Below are 18,165 nucleotides of genomic sequence, written 5' to 3' on the forward strand. Positions count from 1 at the left end.
TCAGAAGGATGTAGGACTCTGATGAATTAATTCAACGTCTCTCTGTTTGGCGCAATTGTTGACTCATTGCGCCTTTTTTTGTTTTAAAACATGCTCCGCACTAACGCGTTAAAGTGCACCAGTGAACCAGCTGTTCCAGCCAATGTTCGCGCGAACTATCATGATGCACTTCGTGACGTACTCCCGCATAAACTTCGAGCTGCTTGTGCCCCACTACTAAATCCGCCAAACGATACGACGACGCCACCTCGTTAATCGCGTCTTCTGCGCCGTGTCCGATTAAAATGGGGACATCAATCGTGGCGAGTTTAGTATTCACGTCAGCCAAAGCCGTCAATACTTCATTCCCCCATCGAGCCGACACCTTCCCATGTACTAGCGGGTCAGCGACATAGTCGCGAACAACGTCTGCCTGGGTTGATATCTCGTCTACCGAAAGACCCAAGGGAAGCGTAAGTTTTGGCGTAACTGATGAGAGTAGTTTCGCTGCTGCAATACGCCACCAGCTGGCCTTTGCGGCCAACAGCGTTCCACTGACCACTAGGCCATCCACCCTCAATTGCGTTGATAGCCACCAGTCCAGAACTACTAGGCTGCCCATAGAGTGCCCCCAGACAAAGAGTGGTAAGTCAGAGTCATCCTGGAGTGCTTTTACCGCTGCCTCAACCGGCTCACGATAATCACTCCAATCATTGATATGCCCGCGAGCACCTTCCGAACGGCCATGGCCTAGTTGGTCAAATCCGTACACGGAAATACCCGCTTCGTTGAGTACGTTAGCAAGCGTTTCGTAACGATGAATATGTTCGCCAACACCGTGAATGATCAACAATCTGCTAACTGGCGCCGCCGCTAACCACTGCGCGTGATAAAGACTCATAGCCTACTCCCTAATTGAGATACTCTCGTTCTCCAAGTGCCTCGCCAATCCACTGGCAAAGTTCCTCTAAATACTGCTTATCGGTTTCATCGAAGGCCGCTGGGTCATCGGAATCGACATCCAATACCGCTATCACCTGGCCGTTAGCATTGATCACCGGCACCACGATCTCTGAGTTTGTTGATGAAGCACAGGCAATATGATCGGCTCTAGCGTGTACGTCTTCAACAAGTTGCGTTGAAGCCTGTTTAGCCGCTGCACCACAAATCCCTCGATCAAAGTGAATATCTAAACAACCATGGCCACCCTGGTACGGGCCAACTTTTAGCTGTTGTGGCGCCACGGTGCGATAAAAACCTGTCCAGTGATAATAATCAAAGCTTTGGTGAAGTTCGCAACATACGGTAGATAGCAGCGCGATCATGTCGGTTTCGCCCTCACAGACGGCTTGGATTCTACGGAGCGTTTCTTGATAGTGCTCGGACTTATTCACATTTGCCTCGAAATCATTGGATTAAAGTTGGTGAAACGAGTCTTGACGATTACACTGCCAAGCTCAACTTTGGGAACAATTGTAAATGGTCAATGCCAACAAACAAGGTGTAATTGCCGCATTCGGAGCCTACTTATTATGGGGCCTACTCCCGGTCTACTTTAAGTGGATTGATAATACCAGTGCGTTTGAGATTCTGGCGCACCGAGTAGTTTGGAGTGTCATTTTCCTTGCCATCATTACCTGCGCGGTGAAGGAATGGCAACAGGTGTGGCGAGCCCTGAGTAATTGGAACACCTTGAAATGGTTACTTGGCAGTTCCACCTTCATTGCGCTCAATTGGTTAGTCTTTATCTGGGCAGTCAACGACGGTCGAATTCTAGAAACGAGTCTTGGCTACTATATCAACCCCATTATCAATTGCTTCTTAGCGATGCTGTTACTTGGCGAGCGAATGCGCCCGATCCAGTGGCTGGCATTTGCGCTGGCGTTTATTGGCGTAAGTATTCAGATCTTTCAGGTAGGTTATCTACCTTGGGTGACGCTAGTACTAGCATTAAGTTTTGGCGGCTACGGCATCATTAAGAAAAAACGGCCGGTTGAAGCCCGCGTAGGTTTATTCGTAGAGACTCTGCTAATGCTGCCCTTCGCAATCGTCTATCTGGCTTATCTCTTTAATTCGGGTGAGATGGTGTTTGGCGAGTCCACTTCGGCAACTTGGTTGCTTCCTTTGGCCGGAGTGCTCACTGCTGTGCCGCTATTATTGTTTACCGCCGCGGCAAACCGTATGCCTTTCACCGTGCTGAGTTTTTTCCAATATATTGCGCCGTCCATGACCTTCCTACTGGCCATTCTGGTCTACGGCGAAACATTAAGCTTGAGCATGCTGATGACCTTTGCCTGTATCTGGACCGGCTTAGTATTCTACAGCTTAGATTCACTTCGACGTGCCAAGGCAGCACGCCGAAGTAACGCGAGTAGCTAACTAATAACGACTCAGGCGCTAGGCACTCGCTCCAGTGCGGCTTTAAGCAGATCCCAAAAACGAGCGACGGCGGCGATCTCTACGCGCTCATCAGGCGAGTGAGCACCGCGAATTGTTGGGCCGAAACTGATCATGTCCCAATTCGGGTAGATGGCACCCAGGATCCCGCACTCGAGCCCCGCGTGAATAACCTTCACCTTAGGCTCAAAACCGAAGAGATCTTGATGCGTATCGCTCATAGCCTTTAACAACGGTGAATCCATCTTCGGCGCCCATCCCGGATAAGCACCGGTAAAACTCACATTGGCACCCGCGAGATAGAAACCTGCCGCGACTTCCTCGCAGAACTCGTCTCGTGCCGAGTCCATCAAGCTACGAACCAAACATCTTACTTTGATCTTCGACTTACCAGCACGAATAACACCAAGATTGTTTGAGGTCTCCACAATTCCCGGAAGACTGACGCTCATCTTAGTGACGCCGTGCGGCGTGGCATCAATCGCTCGAAGTAGTCTCAGCACAGCATCCAGAGGAATGTAATCTGCCGGCAATTTACTAGGTACTGCTGTAATCGATAGATTTGGCTCGGCTAACTGCCACTCATCAGCAATCTCTATGGCGATGTCATCCAGTACCGTGAGCAGTTCGTCCTGCTGGATATCCGGCACCAGCAGCGTAGCAAAGGCTTCACGGGCAATTGCGTTACGCAAGCTGCCGCCTTTGATGTCCGCGACATTCAGCTCAATACCAGCTTGCAGTAACTTGCGCAGCACACGGTTTAAAAGTTTGTTGGCGTTGCCGCGTGTTAGGTGGATATCAACACCCGAGTGACCACCTAATAGGCCTTTGACCGACAGCTGCCAGGCGCTGGTTTCGGCGGGCACCGTCTCAGGCTCATAATCGAAGTCGATATTAACGTCTACGCCACCGGCACAGCCCACATAGAGTTCGCCGTCATCTTCGGTGTCTAAATTGAACAGTACACTCCCTCTGAGAATATTCGGATCTAGGTTCATCGCCCCGGTCATTCCCGCCTCCTCATCAATGGTAAAGAGTGCCTCGATAGCTCCGTGCTGAATATCGTCGGCATCTAGCACCGCCATCATAGCTGCGACACCCATGCCATTATCTGCGCCCAACGTGGTGCCCTCGGCCTTCACCCAGTCACCATCAACATAGGCTTTGATGGGGTCGACTAAAAAGTCATGCTGGGTATCAGCATTTTTTTGCGGAACCATATCTATGTGACTCTGCAAAATAGCCGTCTGAAGATGCTCACAGCCAACCACAGCGGGCTTTCGGACAATCATATTACCAATAGTATCTTGCTCCCAAGCAAGACCTCTCGCCTCTGCAAAGGCGACAATCCAGTCAATCACTGCTTGCTCGTGCTTGGATGGACGAGGTATTTGAGTGAGTTCTGCGAAAAATGACCAGACTTTCTCTGGTTGAAGTTGCATATCGACAAGCGCTGTCACGGTGTGAGTATCCCATTACTAAAAAACACTATTTTAGCGCGAATCATCACTTAGAGAAAATCCGTAACACTGCCGATGTAAATTAGCTTGCCGCAGTGCTCTTAAGCGTTGGCGTGCGCGAAGGAATCGCAGTAACATGCTACAGTTACCAAAGCTCCAAAACGAGGAATAGTCATGAGTCAACAGATCGAATTTTACTACGATATCGCCAGTCCATTTAGCTATCTCGCTTGGCACCGGCTCAATCAACTCGTCAGTGAATACGATGCTCAACTGACTCTTATGCCGGTAGCGCTGGCCGACGTATTCACCGAAACCGGAAACCGCTCTCCCGCTCAGGTTCAGGCAAAGGCAAAGTACCTGCGTCGCGATATTGACCGCTACGCCAATCGCTATCGAGTCAACTTCACTCTTAACCCGCACTTCCCCATTGATACGAATCTCATTATGCGAATAGCACTCGTCGCCCAAGAAAACGACGCGCTGGAGCAATACACGGGCGCGCTGTTTGATGCAATGTGGAGTGACGGTAAAAACTTAGCGGATGAATCGGTTATTAAGCAGGTACTCGAAGCGAGTGACATGCCAAGTAATTGGTTGGATAAAGCCAAAGACGCTAGTTATCAAGCTCAGCTAAATACGACCACCAAAGCAGCCGTGGATCGTGGTGTTTTCGGGGCTCCAACGATGTTCGCCAATGGCGAAATGTTATTCGGCCAAGATCGCATCTGGGTGATCGATGAATTACTTGGCGCACGATCGCCATTCTAATTCTATAATTCCTACACTTTAGACTTTTAGCGAAGAGAACACTGTGCCTCGAATCAAAGCGATTACCGAGGGGAAACGTCTGTTTCATCTGGGTATCCCTCTCATAATTTCCCAAGTGGCCCTTATTGGCATGTCGGTTACCGACACCTTTATGGCGGGTCAGTATGGTACCGATGACCTAGCCGGCATTGCTGTAGCCGCCGGTCTTTGGCATCCATTATTGGTCCTTCTGCTAGGTGTGCTGGCTGGTGTCTCTCCATTTATGGCCCAAGCCTTTGGTGCCTCAGACTGGCGCCTACTAGGCCGAAAGCTTGTTCAGGGCTGCTGGCTGGGCATCTTCAGCTCGATAATCATTATCGCTATGATTTTCTGGGTGCTCCCTCAGCTGTTCGATTTTAGTGAAGCGCCCGAGGTTGATCGAGTTACCGATGGCTACCTCTTCGCCATTGCTTTCGGTGTGCCTGGACTGGCTTTCGCTACGGTCCTGAGATGCTTCTGCGAGGCAAACGGTCACACCAAGGCACCAATGATTGTGAACATTCTTGCCTTCGTCGCTAACATCTTTCTAGACTACGTACTGGTATTTGGGGTTGGCGAAAGCGAAGGATTTGGTGGTGTAGGCTGTGGTATCGCCACCGCTTCAATCTACTGGCTAACAGGCTTAGGCCTTTTAGTTCATCTGCGCTTTAGCAATAGTTACCATCATATCTGGGCAACCCTTAAACCTGAGGGGCCGCATCGACAGACCATCTATGACATTGTCAAAGTGGGTCTTCCTTCTAGCATTGGCTTTTGTGCCGAGGTTAGCTTCTTCGCAGTCGTCGCTATTTTGCTCGTTCCTTTCGGCTCCGATACCGTCGCTGCACATCAAATTGCGCTAAATATGGCCAGCATGATCTTCATGATTCCCTACGGTATGAGTATGGCGATTTGTATTCGTGTGGGTCACCTGATTGGTCAAGGGGACCTCGATCAAGCTCGCTATGCTAGCTTTCTGACTATTGCGATTAGCTGTTCCATCGCCGTGCTAACGGCTACGGCAACATTGCTCTTCAAAGACGGTATCGTAGGGCTATATACCAATGATCCAACGGTGCTCACTATTGCTCGTAATCTACTTTTCTTCTCTGCTGCATTCCAAATTATCGATGCCGTGCAGATCATCTCGGTGGGCGCATTGCGGGGATACAAGGACACACGAATCCCAATGGTCATTCAGATTCTCAGCTACTGGGGGATTGGCTTTACGGTGAGTTGGTCGCTCAGTCTGGGAAATATTACGGGTACATCTTGGGAGGCCAGCGGATTCTGGATGGGCTTCGTTGCCGGCCTGATCGCGGCAGGATTACTATTAATCGCGAGGCTAAATAGAGTCTCGAAGAAATATCGTGTTCGTGGCACCGAATATTATCAGGGCTGATGGGCCATAAGTGACCGGAACATTGTGCAATGACTCACTCCGTCGCGGACTAATTGAGTGTGTCGCGGCCCAATAGAATGCATTGCGGGCCGCGCGGGTTTGTCGTTAGTAGAGTAAGGGGGCGATCGAAGACGATGCTTGCTCAATACCCGCTATCGGCAGTCTTGGACAACCTTATTGCTCCACAAAAAAGGGCTACCTACCGGCAGCCCTCATTCTGATACAGCATTTCGTTTGCGAAGAACTACTTGGCTTTACCTTGCGCTGCAACTTCAGCCATGAGCTTTGCAACTTCTTCGGGGTCACCCACATACTCACTTGAGATAACCTGGAAATTCTCGTCTAGCGTGTAAAGCAGTGGCATACCCGTTGGGATATTGATGCCCATGATGGCTTCGTCAGAGTAATTCTCCAAGTACTTCACCAGTGCACGAAGACTGTTTCCGTGAGCCACAACTAATGGCTTCTTGCCCGCCTTCAAGGCTGGAGCAATGGCGTCATGCCAGTAGGGCAATACACGATCGATAGTGCACTTTAAGCTTTCTGCATTAGGCAGTGCTCGGGCGTCAAGGTCGGCGTAACGCGGATCATTACTTGGGTGTTCAGCATCTTCCGCTGACATCGCTGGCGGTGGAGTGTCAAAGCTACGACGCCAAATTAGCACCTGCTCTTCGCCATGCTTCGCCGCGGTTTCAGATTTATCAAGACCCTGGAGGCCACCGTAGTGACGCTCGTTAAGACGGTAGTTACGCTGAACTGGCAGCCAACTAAGATCCATCTCTTCAAGAATGTTATTCGAGGTGATAATTGCACGGCGCAATACTGAAGTGAAAACCGTATCGAATTCGATACCCTTCGCCTTCAACATCTGACCCGCTTTCTTAGCCTCGTCTAAGCCGCGCTCTGATAGCGGAACGTCCTTCCAGCCAGTAAAACGATTTTCTTTATTCCAAGTACTTTGACCGTGACGAACCAAAACCAACTGATACATGTAACTGCTCCCGTGCAGGTTGAGATGCGCCGCAGTATAGCGTGACTTTCGCCGATATACGACCTTAGCATGGCTGAATTATAGGCATAGTAACTATATCTTAGTTGTTATAGTGGTGGCTCAAGACAAGCTAGGTCGAACCCGCTTACTCGCCTCGCGGATCACATTGCTAATACGTCCAGCCTCCACATCAATGCGCGTTCCCGCGCCCGGGGGGAAACTATCTCCACCAAGCTGTTCTATAAACTGCTGAACCTCTTCATCATCGCGAGCACCGGTTGCTGACCAACTTCCGGCATTAACGCAAAGTAGTGCAATGCCTTCATCCCCTGAAACCGCGCGTTGGATGGGCCAATCGTAAGCATTGGCCGGCCCATGAAGAATCCAAATCTGACGATACGTCTGCAGGGATGGTGGTAATTCCACTGTTTTATTTAGCGAACCATTAAAACGAACGCTCTGCGCCCACCGAGTGAATAGCACGTACGCTAGAATGACAAGAATGCTAGGGACGGTGCCGGTATAGGCTTCATCCGTAGTCAGGAGCACCCCCATATACAACAGCCCAAGAATAAGCATCGAATTAGGTGACTTTTCAGTTAAAATTGGGGTGGTCGAGAATCGTCTCGCCCATTGCAGTTGCCCCTCAGGAACAAGAAAAATTAGCAATACGAGCAGGGCATTTAACGTGATACCATCGGAGAGATTAGTCAGTTGCCAAATTGCCGCTAACACTAATAACAGTCTAAAAATGATTCCATAGGCAATTTTCATCGCAGCCTCTTAATTGGTCATTCAGGGAGATTCATTATGGCTAAGACCATCGCTATCGTCGAGGACGAACCCTCGCTTGCCAGTAATTATCGTGACTTATTTGAACAGGATGGTTTCCGGGTAGTGCATTACCCAAACCGTCAGACTGCTGAGGATGGAATCCTTGATGAACACCCTCACCTAATTATTTTAGACGTTGGCTTAGATGACGAGCGCGACGGCGGTTTCCAATTATTACGAAAGTTACGCGATAGCGCTCCAACTATCCCCATTATTTTTCTTACTCACCGAGATAGCGATTTCGATAAAGTTGCCGGCCTCCACCTAGGCGCCGACGATTACCTCACCAAAGATATTGGTCTTGAGCATCTAAGGGTGCGAGTACGGAACCTGATTCAGCGTTTCGAAATCTTAGCTCAGGGTCACTCTGATACCAGTGATGAAATGTTGGTGGGTGAACTGCGAATCAATGACAAGAGCCTACAAGTTTGGTGGCAGGATAAATTGGTTGATCTCAAGGTACCTGAGTTTTATCTGGTGAAAGCCCTAGCGGAACGACCTGGTCATGTGAAATCGAAGGACGCGCTTATGTACGCGGCAAATATGACGGTGGATGACGCCACCATTACTTCCTATATTAAACGGATTCGTGGCAAGTTCGAACAGCTGGATAGCGCGTTTTCCGCTATCGAAACCATCTATGCACAGGGCTATCGCTGGCGCAGCTAACATTGCTACGCCATAGCCTTAGGCTGGAACTGAAGCTTAGTCTCAGACTTGGGTCTCGTCTCAGACTTGGGTCTAGTCTCGGATTTGCGCTGAGTCTCAGGCCTGGGCTAGGATGCCAAACCTTCCAAACTACTCTCCAGCGCAGATAGCAGCAAGGTGTTATCGGAGATACTGGATACAGTAATTCGAATACAACGCTCAAATAGGGGATGAGCGCCACAGAGGTTCTTTATCAACACGCCGCGATCTCTAAGTTCCTTGCAGAGCACCGCGCCTTCATAATTCGTTCGAACGATCAAAAAGTTCGCCTGCGATGGGAAAACTTCAAGGCCGAGCTCGGTCAGCGCGCTGCTGAGTTCCTCACGATTTTCCGTCAACTGCCCGGCTTCCAATCCTAAAGGTGCCCAGGCGTTGGCGACAAACTCCGCGGTGGCCTGAGTCAGTACGTTAATATTGTAGGGCATGCGAACTTTGTTGAACTGTTCCAACCATTCCTGCTTCGCAATCAGCATTCCCAAACGAATACCGGCAAAGCCCTGCTTCGACAGCGTGCGAACGATCACGACATTATCATAGCGGCGAATCCACTCTAGATGGTGGCGGTCGCTGTAGGCGTAATAGGCCTCATCAATCACCACTAAGCCTTCAGCAGCATCAACAATGGCTTCCAAATCCTCAACCGCCCAGTTATTGGCCGTTGGATTATTAGGCTGCGCCAAGAAGATGATTGCGGGCTGTTGCGCGTTTATCTGCTCAAGCATCGCTGGCAGATTCAACGAGAAGTCAGCATTTAAATCCACACCAATAAACTCAATACGATTCCATTGGCAGAGCGTTTCGTACATCACAAATGATGGGGATGGTGCTAACACCTTGGTGTCATCGTTGGCGACCGCTTGAATCAAAATCTGTAGCAGCTCATCGGAACCGTTGCCGAACAGAATGCCTTCATCGTCAGCTAAGCCAAATACTTCTGAAAACCGCTTTGCTGCCTTAGTAGCGTTTGGATCTGGATAGCGATTTAAGGACGTATTAGCAATAGCCTGTAACCACTGCTGCTGTAGCTCGCCACTCAGCTTGAAGGGACTTTCCATGGCATCAAGTTTGAGTAAACCCTGACTGCTTTGGACGTGATAAGCGGACTGTTTCAATAGCTCTGGACGAATTATGCGGTGAATTCGGGACACGCTTTAATCCTCTTTTCTCAACCGCGCTGATAGCGCGTGAGCGGATAGTGATTCATGATCGGCAAGTAACCCTGCGCAATCCGCTAGGACCTTTGCCCCCAATGGACTCACATTGATCACCGAGCTTCGTTTCTGGAAATCATAAACACCCAACGGCGAAGAAAATCGCGCAGTTCCGGATGTTGGTAGCACGTGGTTTGGCCCTGCACAATAGTCGCCAAAAGCCTCCGGCGTATAGCCGCCCACAAATATTGCACCGGCATGGCGAATTTTCGAAACCCACTGGTCCGCATTAGCAAACGCGAGCTCTAAATGTTCGGCGGCAATCTGATTAGCTAACTCCACCGCTTCCTCCAGAGAAGCCACCTGAATTAATGCTCCGCGGCCTTCTATGGAAGCACGGATAATATCCTTGCGCGGCATGGCTTCAATCAGTTCATCTAGCGCTGTTTGAACCGCTGTTAACACTTCAGCGTCAGCACTGATAAGAATCGATTGCGCTAATTCATCGTGCTCTGCCTGAGCAAACAAATCAGCCGCTAACCACTGTGGAGAAACGGTATCGTCCGCAATCACCAAAATTTCCGAAGGCCCCGCTATCATATCTAAGCCAACGCGCCCAAATACCTGACGTTTGGCCGCAGCGACAAAGCGATTGCCAGGACCAACGATTTTGTCGACCTTAGGGACACTCTGCGTCCCATAGCATAACGCAGCAACCGCCTGAGCTCCGCCTATCGCGAAGAAACGACTCACACCAGCGAGAGCCGCAGCGGCCATCACAAGAGGATTCAATTCACCGCTAGGAGTTGGACTTACCATAATGATTTCATCCACACCCGCAACCTGTGCAGGTAGTGCGTTCATCAACACCGAGGATGGGTAAGAAGCTTTGCCTCCCGGGACATAAATTCCCACCCGCTCTAAAGGGGTGACTTGCTGGCCCAGAGCAGTGCCGTATTCGTCTGTAATCGTCCAGCTCTCAGCCAGCTGATGCCGGTGATAGCTCCGAATGCGATCGGCCGCCAACTCCAAGGCACTACGGACTTCATCGTCCAAGTTCTTGAGTGCGTCTTGGCAGACTGCCATTGGGATTTCGAAGCTGTTGGCATCGGTGAAATCGGTATTATCAAAGCGATTGCTCAGCTCAACCAGAGCCTCATCGCCATGGGAGCGAACCGAGCTAATAATGTCGCGAACCGCTAGGTCCAATTGATCATCGTTGGTCGCTTCCCAAGCAAGTAGCTCACTCAATTTCTGTTGAAAACGATCATTTGAACTATCGAGGTGTTTTATCTTCAAGCTCACTGGGCTATTGCCTCACGTAATGCGTCAATAATTGCAGTCACAGCGGCATGTTTAGTCTTCATTGATGCGCGGTTAACGATGACTCGAGAACTCACATGGCAGATAAATTCGCGCGGCTCGAGGCCATTGGCCTTTAGGGTATTGCCGGTATCAACGATATCAACAATCTCATCGGCCAAATCCAAGATCGGTGCGAGCTCCATAGCTCCGTAGAGCTTAATCAGATCAACCTGCCTGCCCTGCTCCGCATAGAACTGCTCAGCGACTTTGAGGTATTTAGTCGCCACACGAATACGTCCCGTTTTTATTTCCGAGCCCTTTTTCGCCGCGGTCATTAGATCGCAGGTCGCGATACCCAAGTCAAGAGGTTCATAGAAATCGCCATTGTCTATTTCTAACAGTATATCTTTGCCCGATATACCAATATCAGCACTACCAAAACGAACATAGGTAGGTACATCAACTCCTCTGAGAATAAGGAGTTGAACATCTGCTCGGTTAGTCGCAAACACCAGCTTTCGACTGGTGTGGATATCTTCGATAGGTTCAATGCCGGCTTTGGCAAGAAGTGGAAGCGTTTCTTTGAGAATTCGCCCTTTAGTCAAGGCTATTGTAATGGTCCTCATTTATCCCCCAGTAATGAACGCATCAAATTATTTGATGCGTTCTACGCGTGCTCCAAGCTGCGCAAATTTGGTCTCAATTGACTCGTAGCCACGGTCAATGTGATAGATACGATCAATCAGTGTCTCGCCGTCAGCCAACAATCCTGCTATGACCAAACTCGCCGATGCGCGTAAATCCGTTGCCATAACCGGCGCAGCACTCAGTGACTCAACACCGTTAACCTTTGCAATATTTGATTCGAGCTGAATTTGCGCGCCCATGCGATTCATTTCCTGGGCCGCCACTAATCGATTCTCAAAAATCGTCTCCACCACCTCAGACTGACCTTCCGCAACCGCATTCATCGCCAAGAACTGCGACTGCATATCCGTTGGAAATTCTGGGTGTGGTGCGGTGACAAAACTCACCGCCTTAGGTCGTTGGCTATTCATAGTAAGGTGAATTGAAGTGCCATCGATTTGGATGTCCGCACCGGCTTCGCGCAACTTATCGAGCACAATTTCCATTGTTTCCGGCGCGGCGTCTAACAAAGTAATACTTCCGCGCGTCGCTGCCGCGGCCACTAGGAAAGTACCCGCTTCGATTCGATCGGCCACAACTCGATACTCACAACCATGAAGCGCCTCAACACCATCGATAACGAGCGTCCCAGTACCAATCCCGGTGATCTTTGCACCCATTGCGTTAAGGAAATGACAAAGATCGACGACTTCCGGTTCGCGTGCTGAATTATGTAGCGTAGTTCTACCATTAGCCAAACTCGCTGCCATCAGCAAGTTCTCTGTGGCTCCTACAGACACTACGTCGAAATGGATATCTGCTCCTTCCAAGCCGCCTTCCGGCGCTTCAGCAATAATATAGCCATCGCGAACATCAATCTTAGCGCCCATGGCTTCAAAACCTTTCAAGTGAAGATCTACGGGGCGACTACCGATTGCACAACCACCCGGAAAAGAAACTTCTGCTTTCCCAAGTCGAGCTAATAATGGGCCCAGAACAAGAATACTGGCGCGCATCGTCTTGACCAGCTCGTAGGGGGCAACAATCTTATCTACTGAGGTGGCATCAACCTTCGCGACGTTTCCATCCAGCTCAACGTTAGCGCCTAAACACTGGATAAGCTCAGCTAGCGTTCGGATATCGTTTAGTTGAGGGACATTTGATAATGTTAACGTGCCATTGGGCAAAAGTGCTGCTGCCATAATGGGCAATGCGGCATTCTTTGCGCCCGACACAGAAACTGTGCCGGAAATTTTTGTAGGTCCGTAAACCTTAAACTTATCCATAAATCAGCCCTGTTTCGCTGCCCACTGCGCCGGTGTCAGCGCTTGAATATGCAGTGCATGTAATGCACCGGAAGCAATGTGATCGTTCAAGCAAGCGTAGACGCTCTGCTGTTTTTTAACCGGTGTCATCCCCGCAAACGTCTCGCTCACGACCCGAATTGAGTAGTGACTGCCATCACGGCCCACTTCAACCTGCGCTTCAGGAAAGGCGGCTACTACGATTTCTTTAACTTGTTCTGCTTCCATATTATCCTCTGGTCTGGAAAGGCTTATTGCCCCCAGTTATCGATTACCGCGTCAATAGAGTTGAGCTCTGTCATCATTCGCGCGAATTGTTGATTATAGGTTTGCCCTAAATTTACGCCATTTACACGCAAATTTAACATTACCCAGCGGCCATCTGAACGTTGCCCCATGGTGTAGATAACGTTAAGACCGCCAGCAATCCCCTCAACGGTTTGGCGAACTGGTACTCTGCGTTCTCCCGCATAACGTTCTTCTACGGGCAAAGTGGTAACGCGCTCGCCGTTATAGGCTAAAAAACTCTTTGCATAGGTTGATATCATCACCGATCTAAAACGCGTGCCAAAACGCGAAATTTGTTCTGGTGAGGCGCTTTGGCGATAACGACCCATAATTTGCGCTGCAATCCAGTCGAAATCTGCGTAATAGGTCATTAACTCGTCTAGCCGTGGCATGAAACCGTCGAGGTCATTGCCATTTTCCTTGGCCTCCATAACCACCTCAATGACTTCATTAGTCATCTTGGCCACCGCTTCATCCGCAGGTAAATTCTCGGATATAGCCGTATTCACTTGTAGAGAACACAACGTTAGTAATGCGATTTGCAAATACTTCATAACTCAAGCTTCCTATCTCTAATGATGCCATTCTACCGCTACTAGTGGTAAGTTCCAATGAAAGGACATCGAATTCTACTGACATTAACTCGTTCTATGTTTAAAATTACCAGTTCATCTAATCATATGTTGTAACACCTGCCTTTATGCCAACAGAAATTGTCTATCAAACACTTGCCATTCTTCTCGGTTTTAGCGGACTCATTTGGAGCGCCGACCGATTCGTAGCAAGCTCCGCTTCGATTGCTAAAAACCTGGGTATGTCAACCATGACCATTGGTTTAACGATTGTATCGCTAGGCACTTCTGCCCCGGAGGTACTCGTTGCGTTAAGTGCCAGCCTCGATAACTCCGGTAGTTTAGCCATGGGCAATGCTTTAGGCTCGAATGTTGCCAATATCGCGCTGGTGTTAGCCATTACCGCCATTGTCGCTCCCATACCCATTGCCAAACAGTTATTCAAAATGGAAGCGCCATTTCTAGTTGGCGTCACTGCTCTGCTGGGATTATTCATCTTTAATGGCGAGCTTAGCCCACTGGAGGGATTGATTCTCCTGTTACTTATACCTGTTTTTCTCTGGTTAGTTTCGCGTACTCAAGCCGACCTCGAGCAAGAGGAAATTGAAGGCAGCGAAGGCTTGAAAACCTTTTTATGGTTTGTCGTTAGCCTGGCTATCCTGATTGGTAGCGCTAATACGCTTGTTTGGGGAGCCAAGGGCGTTGCCTTAACGTTAGGCGTGAGCGAACTCGTCATCGGACTAACAATTGTGGCCATAGGTACTAGCCTGCCCGAATTAGCCGCCTCGGTTGCCAGTGCACTGAAGGGTCATCATGATATCGCCCTCGGTAATATTATTGGCTCTAATATTTTCAACATCATCGCGGTGGCAAGTATTCCTGGGGTCGTCGGCCCTCTCGTTATAGAGGCTGATATTCTTTCGCGCGACTATTATGTCATGGCGGGATTAACAGCACTCTTAGTGATCGCCTGCGCATTAACACTAAAACGCACCCATAGTAAGCTAGGCAGAAGCTTTGGCGTCGTTATGTTAAGCTGCTTCTGCGCCTACTATTACTTTCTTGTTTGAGGACGTTTATGACCATTGACCACCTTGCATCGGCCAAGCGCACGATAGACCTTGAAGCTAGCGCCGTTAGCGGCCTGTTAAGCCGTCTCGATGAAAATTTTTCGATCGCTTGTGACATCGTCATGAACTGTTCAGGAAGAGTTATTGTCACGGGCATGGGTAAGTCTGGGCATATTAGCAAGAAGGTTGCAGCAACATTGGCCTCAACAGGAACGCCCGCATTCTTCGTTCATCCCGCTGAAGCCAGCCATGGTGATTTAGGCATGATGACGGAAAACGATGTAGTCCTAGCGCTAAGCAACAGCGGCACCACCGCTGAAGTCGTTTCACTACTACCCCTAATCAAACGCCTGGGGATAAAGCTTATTAGTATCACTGGCAACCTAAATTCCACCCTCTCACTGGCCGCGGATGCTCCACTAAATAGTGGTATAGATACCGAAGCATGCCCGCTCAATCTAGCGCCTACCTCTAGTACTACCGCACAGTTAGTGATGGGTGACGCCTTGGCAATCGCCCTGTTAGAAGCTAGGGGTTTCAGCGCTGAGGATTTTGCCTTTTCTCACCCCGGTGGAGCACTGGGACGTAAGCTACTATTAAAGGTCAGCGACGTGATGCATAACCGCGACGATTTACCGGTTTGTTCACCAGCGACCTCAGTGAAGGACGCGCTGTTCGAAATCACCAGTAAGGGACTTGGCATGACCCTAGTACTTGACGAGGGTAAGCTGCAAGGGATCTTCACCGATGGAGATCTGCGTCGCGCGATGGATCATTATGACCGAGTCATGCCGGTGGCGTTGGCGGAGGTAATGACTACAGAATGTAAGACCGTTGCTCCAAATATGCTCGCCGCCGAGGCGCTGTGCCTCATGGAAGACTGGCAAATCACTAGCTTAGTGGTAACGGAAGGTGGTCAGGTGGTTGGTGTTGTTCATCTTCATAGTCTTCTGAAAGCAGGAGTAGCCTAATGAGCGCAACTGATCTTGCCAAGGATATCTGCTTCGTCGTGACCGATGTTGACGGCGTTCTTACCAACGGACAACTTATGTTCACCGCTCAGGGCGAGCAGTTTAAAAACTTCAACACCCTCGATGGCCACGGCATCAAGCTACTTCAGTCGGAAGGCATTGAAGTCGCAATCATCACCGGCAGAACCAGTGAGATGGTGCTTAAACGAGCGACCGATCTCGGAATCAAGACAATTATTCAAGGCCGTGAGGACAAGTGGATTCCCCTTCAGGAAATGCTAGCCGAGCGTAATTTGCAACCTAAGCAAGTTGCTTATGTTGGTGACGATTGGCCTGACCTGGCCTGCATTCGCCGCGTGGGCCTAGGTGTTGCGGTCGCCAATGCCGACGAAGCCGTTAAAGCCCATGCAGATTATATTACCGAGCGCCGCGGTGGCGAGGGTGCATTTCGCGAAGTCGCTAGCTTGATTTTAAAAGCTCAAGATCGCTATGACAGAGTCCTGGAAAAATGGTTGTAATAAGTCATCGTGGCAGAGTAGTCGGCGCGTTCTTAGCTGCTTGTGCCGTTATCTATGTACTATTGATTGCCAATCAATCTGAACCGGCCCTGCCCGCTCCTACTGAACAGGTTCCACCTTCATTGTTCTTAGTCAATGCGGAGGTTCGTCACTACTCGGATTTGGTCGGCAACTTAGAATGGCAGCTAAACTCCCCTGACTTAAAGTATTTTGAAGTCACTGAATTAATGATTGCTGAGCAACCTACTATGCGCTTACTTGGGCAAAAAAATCTTAGTCCATGGGAAGTCCAAGCAGGAAGAGCTGCATTCCACCGTCGTGATGACATGATTCGCCTTAACCAGCAAGTTAAGCTTTTTCAGCAACTTAGCGACGGTGAATACCAATTGATTGAAACCGCCCGAATTGATTACTATCCTAACGAAGCATTCGCTCAAGCTATTTATCCAGTGACTATCGATAGTCACGCTGGAAAGTCTCGTGGCGACCGCCTCAAACTATGGCTCGCACGCGAGTATTACGAACTCCAAGGCAATGTTGAAACCTATTATGAACCTACTCGCTAACGCCATTTTATTAATCGCGGCTTTTGTTTTGCTTTTACCTTCTAATGTTCATGGACTTCCCGAGGACAGAGCCAAGCCAATCGAAATGTCCTCCGAGGATTTTGCGCAGGACCTTGCGCGCGGGATTACTTCCTACATAGGTAGCGCAAAGATTACCCAGGGTGCACTAATCATAGAAGCTGGGCGCATTGATGTATTCTACAAAGATGGCAAAATTCTCCGAGTTGTAGCGATAGGTCCGCCAGCAACTTTTCGAGACAATCCTTCAGAAGAAGTGGGACCGGTATATGCCCAAGGTAATCAAGTTGATTACGACCTACTTACTAACATCGTAGTAGTGACCGGTGATGCGTTATTCAGTAACAACGCTTCCGAAGTTTCTGCTAATAGTATCGAATTCGATCTTGAACGCGGTGCAGCCAATGCCTCAGGTAGCGTCCGACACGTTATCCAGCCGCCTACTGAAGACACTGACGAGGATTAATCAATGGCCATCCTAAGTGCCCAGCATCTTGCGAAAAGTTACAACAAGAGACCGGTTGTTATTGATGTATCCATAGAAGTCGCTAGTGGCGAAGTCGTCGGGCTGTTAGGCCCGAACGGCGCAGGAAAAACCACCTGTTTCTACATGATTGTCGGCCTTGTCCCCTCGGACAAGGGAACCGTCAAACTTGATGAGCTTGATATTACTCAGCAACCGATGCATGGCAGAGCAATTTCGGGCATCGGCTATTTACCGCAGGAAGCCTCTATTTTCCGTAAGCTTACTGTGAGTCAAAATATTCTCGCTATTTTAGAAAATCGAGCCGATCTCACGCAAATCCAACGACGTGAGAGAATGAATGAACTGCTCGAAGAATTCAGCATTACGCACATCAAAGATGCCATAGGGATAGCTTTGTCTGGCGGCGAGCGCCGACGAGTTGAAATTGCCCGTGCACTGGCGATGGAACCAAAGTTTATCCTTCTTGATGAGCCCTTTGCTGGGGTTGACCCTATCTCAGTTAATGAAATCATGTCCATTATTGAGCACGTCCGTTCAAAGGGGATCGGCATCCTAATTACCGATCACAATGTTCGTGAAACCTTGGCAATTTGTGAACGAGCCTACATTGTGGGTGGTGGCCATATCATTGCACATGGCGGCAAAGACGATATCCTGAACAACGCGAAGGTAAAAGAGCTTTATCTTGGTGAAAACTTTCAGTACTAGCGTTGGATATTCCCTCATGG

The 18,165-nt window shown here is 49.4% G+C and carries 21 protein-coding genes; 10 read left to right on the forward strand and 11 right to left on the reverse strand.

Annotated features, from left to right (window positions below; all coding sequences use genetic code 11):
• Nucleotides 1-100: 100 nt before the first annotated feature.
• Both Q0698_RS05735 and Q0698_RS05740 read right to left on the reverse strand, forming a co-directional pair.
• Entirely contained in the window at nucleotides 101-880 is a 780-nt protein-coding gene (locus tag Q0698_RS05735) for an alpha/beta hydrolase (RefSeq protein WP_298634605.1), read from the reverse strand.
• A gap of 10 nt (nucleotides 881-890) precedes the next feature.
• Nucleotides 891-1,373 (reverse strand): GAF domain-containing protein, encoded by a 483-nt coding sequence (locus tag Q0698_RS05740; RefSeq protein ID WP_298634608.1) that lies wholly within the window; start codon nucleotides 1,371-1,373, stop codon nucleotides 891-893.
• A gap of 85 nt (nucleotides 1,374-1,458) precedes the next feature.
• On the opposite strand from Q0698_RS05740, the gene rarD reads away from it, so the two are divergent.
• A complete protein-coding gene (rarD, locus tag Q0698_RS05745) occupies nucleotides 1,459-2,358 on the forward strand; it encodes an EamA family transporter RarD (protein ID WP_298634611.1) in 900 nt (299 codons plus the stop codon).
• A gap of 11 nt (nucleotides 2,359-2,369) precedes the next feature.
• Here rarD and Q0698_RS05750 read toward each other — a convergent pair whose 3' ends face one another.
• Complete coding sequence (locus Q0698_RS05750) at nucleotides 2,370-3,836, reverse strand: aminoacyl-histidine dipeptidase (protein WP_298634614.1); 1,467 nt, start codon at nucleotides 3,834-3,836, stop codon at nucleotides 2,370-2,372.
• A 174-nt stretch (nucleotides 3,837-4,010) separates the two neighbouring features.
• On the opposite strand from Q0698_RS05750, the gene Q0698_RS05755 reads away from it, so the two are divergent.
• The gene (locus Q0698_RS05755) at nucleotides 4,011-4,607 is read left to right on the forward strand and encodes a 2-hydroxychromene-2-carboxylate isomerase (RefSeq protein ID WP_298634617.1); all 597 of its coding nucleotides are present in this window, start codon (nucleotides 4,011-4,013) and stop codon (nucleotides 4,605-4,607) included.
• Nucleotides 4,608-4,650: 43 nt separating this feature from the next.
• On the forward strand, nucleotides 4,651-6,027 hold the full coding sequence (locus Q0698_RS05760) for an MATE family efflux transporter (RefSeq protein ID WP_298634620.1): 1,377 nt from the start codon (nucleotides 4,651-4,653) through the stop codon (nucleotides 6,025-6,027).
• A 244-nt stretch (nucleotides 6,028-6,271) separates the two neighbouring features.
• Here Q0698_RS05760 and gpmA read toward each other — a convergent pair whose 3' ends face one another.
• Complete coding sequence (gene gpmA / locus Q0698_RS05765; protein ID WP_298634623.1) at nucleotides 6,272-7,018, reverse strand: 2,3-diphosphoglycerate-dependent phosphoglycerate mutase; 747 nt, start codon at nucleotides 7,016-7,018, stop codon at nucleotides 6,272-6,274.
• 120 nt (nucleotides 7,019-7,138) lie between these two features.
• Nucleotides 7,139-7,792: a hypothetical protein gene (locus tag Q0698_RS05770; RefSeq protein WP_298634626.1), complete on the reverse strand. Its 654-nt coding sequence runs from the start codon at nucleotides 7,790-7,792 to the stop codon at nucleotides 7,139-7,141.
• Between the two features lie 36 nt (nucleotides 7,793-7,828).
• Between Q0698_RS05770 and Q0698_RS05775 the strand changes: the two genes are divergently transcribed.
• Nucleotides 7,829-8,521 (forward strand): response regulator, encoded by a 693-nt coding sequence (locus Q0698_RS05775; protein ID WP_298634628.1) that lies wholly within the window; start codon nucleotides 7,829-7,831, stop codon nucleotides 8,519-8,521.
• A 107-nt stretch (nucleotides 8,522-8,628) separates the two neighbouring features.
• Here the strand turns inward: Q0698_RS05775 and hisC are convergent, their stop codons facing one another.
• The 6 genes from hisC to Q0698_RS05805 are packed head-to-tail and all read right to left on the reverse strand — an operon-like array spanning nucleotide 8,629 to nucleotide 13,789.
• Nucleotides 8,629-9,708 carry a histidinol-phosphate transaminase gene (gene hisC / locus Q0698_RS05780; protein ID WP_298634631.1) on the reverse strand — a complete coding sequence of 360 codons (1,080 nt, stop codon included), beginning with the start codon at nucleotides 9,706-9,708 and terminating at the stop codon, nucleotides 8,629-8,631.
• Nucleotides 9,709-9,711: 3 nt separating this feature from the next.
• Nucleotides 9,712-11,010, reverse strand: coding sequence for a histidinol dehydrogenase (hisD, locus tag Q0698_RS05785; RefSeq protein WP_366140285.1), 1,299 nt, complete (start codon nucleotides 11,008-11,010; stop codon nucleotides 9,712-9,714).
• A gap of 2 nt (nucleotides 11,011-11,012) precedes the next feature.
• Nucleotides 11,013-11,642, reverse strand: a complete 630-nt coding sequence (gene hisG / locus Q0698_RS05790) for an ATP phosphoribosyltransferase (RefSeq protein ID WP_298634634.1) — start codon at nucleotides 11,640-11,642, stop codon at nucleotides 11,013-11,015.
• Between the two features lie 27 nt (nucleotides 11,643-11,669).
• Nucleotides 11,670-12,929: a UDP-N-acetylglucosamine 1-carboxyvinyltransferase gene (murA, locus tag Q0698_RS05795; protein ID WP_298634637.1), complete on the reverse strand. Its 1,260-nt coding sequence runs from the start codon at nucleotides 12,927-12,929 to the stop codon at nucleotides 11,670-11,672.
• Between the two features lie 3 nt (nucleotides 12,930-12,932).
• A complete protein-coding gene (locus Q0698_RS05800; protein ID WP_298634639.1) occupies nucleotides 12,933-13,175 on the reverse strand; it encodes a BolA/IbaG family iron-sulfur metabolism protein in 243 nt (80 codons plus the stop codon).
• A gap of 23 nt (nucleotides 13,176-13,198) precedes the next feature.
• Nucleotides 13,199-13,789, reverse strand: coding sequence for an ABC transporter substrate-binding protein (locus Q0698_RS05805; RefSeq protein ID WP_298634642.1), 591 nt, complete (start codon nucleotides 13,787-13,789; stop codon nucleotides 13,199-13,201).
• 146 nt (nucleotides 13,790-13,935) lie between these two features.
• Here Q0698_RS05805 and Q0698_RS05810 point away from each other — a divergent pair, with 146 nt between their 5' ends.
• From Q0698_RS05810 to lptB, 6 genes are read left to right on the forward strand one after another with little or no spacing between them, the layout of a single operon-like run.
• The gene (locus Q0698_RS05810) at nucleotides 13,936-14,877 is read left to right on the forward strand and encodes a calcium/sodium antiporter (RefSeq protein ID WP_298634645.1); all 942 of its coding nucleotides are present in this window, start codon (nucleotides 13,936-13,938) and stop codon (nucleotides 14,875-14,877) included.
• 8 nt (nucleotides 14,878-14,885) lie between these two features.
• On the forward strand, nucleotides 14,886-15,848 hold the full coding sequence (locus Q0698_RS05815) for a KpsF/GutQ family sugar-phosphate isomerase (RefSeq protein WP_298634647.1): 963 nt from the start codon (nucleotides 14,886-14,888) through the stop codon (nucleotides 15,846-15,848).
• The gene (locus Q0698_RS05820; protein ID WP_298634650.1) at nucleotides 15,848-16,366 is read left to right on the forward strand and encodes an HAD-IIIA family hydrolase; all 519 of its coding nucleotides are present in this window, start codon (nucleotides 15,848-15,850) and stop codon (nucleotides 16,364-16,366) included. Before Q0698_RS05815 ends, Q0698_RS05820 begins: the two co-directional genes overlap by 1 nt.
• Nucleotides 16,357-16,932: an LPS export ABC transporter periplasmic protein LptC gene (lptC, locus tag Q0698_RS05825; protein WP_298634652.1), complete on the forward strand. Its 576-nt coding sequence runs from the start codon at nucleotides 16,357-16,359 to the stop codon at nucleotides 16,930-16,932. Before Q0698_RS05820 ends, lptC begins: the two co-directional genes overlap by 10 nt.
• Nucleotides 16,901-17,416 (forward strand): lipopolysaccharide transport periplasmic protein LptA, encoded by a 516-nt coding sequence (gene lptA, locus Q0698_RS05830; protein ID WP_298634654.1) that lies wholly within the window; start codon nucleotides 16,901-16,903, stop codon nucleotides 17,414-17,416. The genes lptC and lptA overlap by 32 nt, the downstream gene beginning before the upstream one ends.
• Nucleotides 17,417-17,419: 3 nt before the next feature.
• Complete coding sequence (lptB, locus tag Q0698_RS05835; RefSeq protein WP_298634656.1) at nucleotides 17,420-18,145, forward strand: LPS export ABC transporter ATP-binding protein; 726 nt, start codon at nucleotides 17,420-17,422, stop codon at nucleotides 18,143-18,145.
• Nucleotides 18,146-18,165: the final 20 nt, after the last annotated feature.

It is taken from the genome of uncultured Umboniibacter sp. (genome assembly GCF_947497555.1).
Taxonomy (GTDB): Bacteria; Pseudomonadota; Gammaproteobacteria; order Pseudomonadales; family DSM-25080; genus Umboniibacter.

Bases quoted from the DNA above. Each gene is read 5' to 3' on its own strand.
- Q0698_RS05735 (WP_298634605.1), bottom strand. From the start codon at position 880: ATGAGTCTTTATCACGCGCAGTGGTTAGCGGCGGCGCCAGTTAGCAGA.
- rarD (WP_298634611.1), top strand. From the start codon at position 1,459: ATGGTCAATGCCAACAAACAAGGTGTAATTGCCGCATTCGGAGCCTAC.
- Q0698_RS05755 (WP_298634617.1), top strand. From the start codon at position 4,011: ATGAGTCAACAGATCGAATTTTACTACGATATCGCCAGTCCATTTAGC.
- gpmA (WP_298634623.1), bottom strand. From the start codon at position 7,018: ATGTATCAGTTGGTTTTGGTTCGTCACGGTCAAAGTACTTGGAATAAA.
- Q0698_RS05770 (WP_298634626.1), bottom strand. From the start codon at position 7,792: ATGAAAATTGCCTATGGAATCATTTTTAGACTGTTATTAGTGTTAGCG.
- Q0698_RS05775 (WP_298634628.1), top strand. From the start codon at position 7,829: ATGGCTAAGACCATCGCTATCGTCGAGGACGAACCCTCGCTTGCCAGT.
- hisG (WP_298634634.1), bottom strand. From the start codon at position 11,642: ATGAGGACCATTACAATAGCCTTGACTAAAGGGCGAATTCTCAAAGAA.
- murA (WP_298634637.1), bottom strand. From the start codon at position 12,929: ATGGATAAGTTTAAGGTTTACGGACCTACAAAAATTTCCGGCACAGTT.
- Q0698_RS05800 (WP_298634639.1), bottom strand. From the start codon at position 13,175: ATGGAAGCAGAACAAGTTAAAGAAATCGTAGTAGCCGCCTTTCCTGAA.
- Q0698_RS05805 (WP_298634642.1), bottom strand. From the start codon at position 13,789: ATGAAGTATTTGCAAATCGCATTACTAACGTTGTGTTCTCTACAAGTG.
- Q0698_RS05810 (WP_298634645.1), top strand. From the start codon at position 13,936: ATGCCAACAGAAATTGTCTATCAAACACTTGCCATTCTTCTCGGTTTT.
- Q0698_RS05815 (WP_298634647.1), top strand. From the start codon at position 14,886: ATGACCATTGACCACCTTGCATCGGCCAAGCGCACGATAGACCTTGAA.
- Q0698_RS05820 (WP_298634650.1), top strand. From the start codon at position 15,848: ATGAGCGCAACTGATCTTGCCAAGGATATCTGCTTCGTCGTGACCGAT.
- lptC (WP_298634652.1), top strand. From the start codon at position 16,357: ATGGTTGTAATAAGTCATCGTGGCAGAGTAGTCGGCGCGTTCTTAGCT.
- lptA (WP_298634654.1), top strand. From the start codon at position 16,901: ATGTTGAAACCTATTATGAACCTACTCGCTAACGCCATTTTATTAATC.
- lptB (WP_298634656.1), top strand. From the start codon at position 17,420: ATGGCCATCCTAAGTGCCCAGCATCTTGCGAAAAGTTACAACAAGAGA.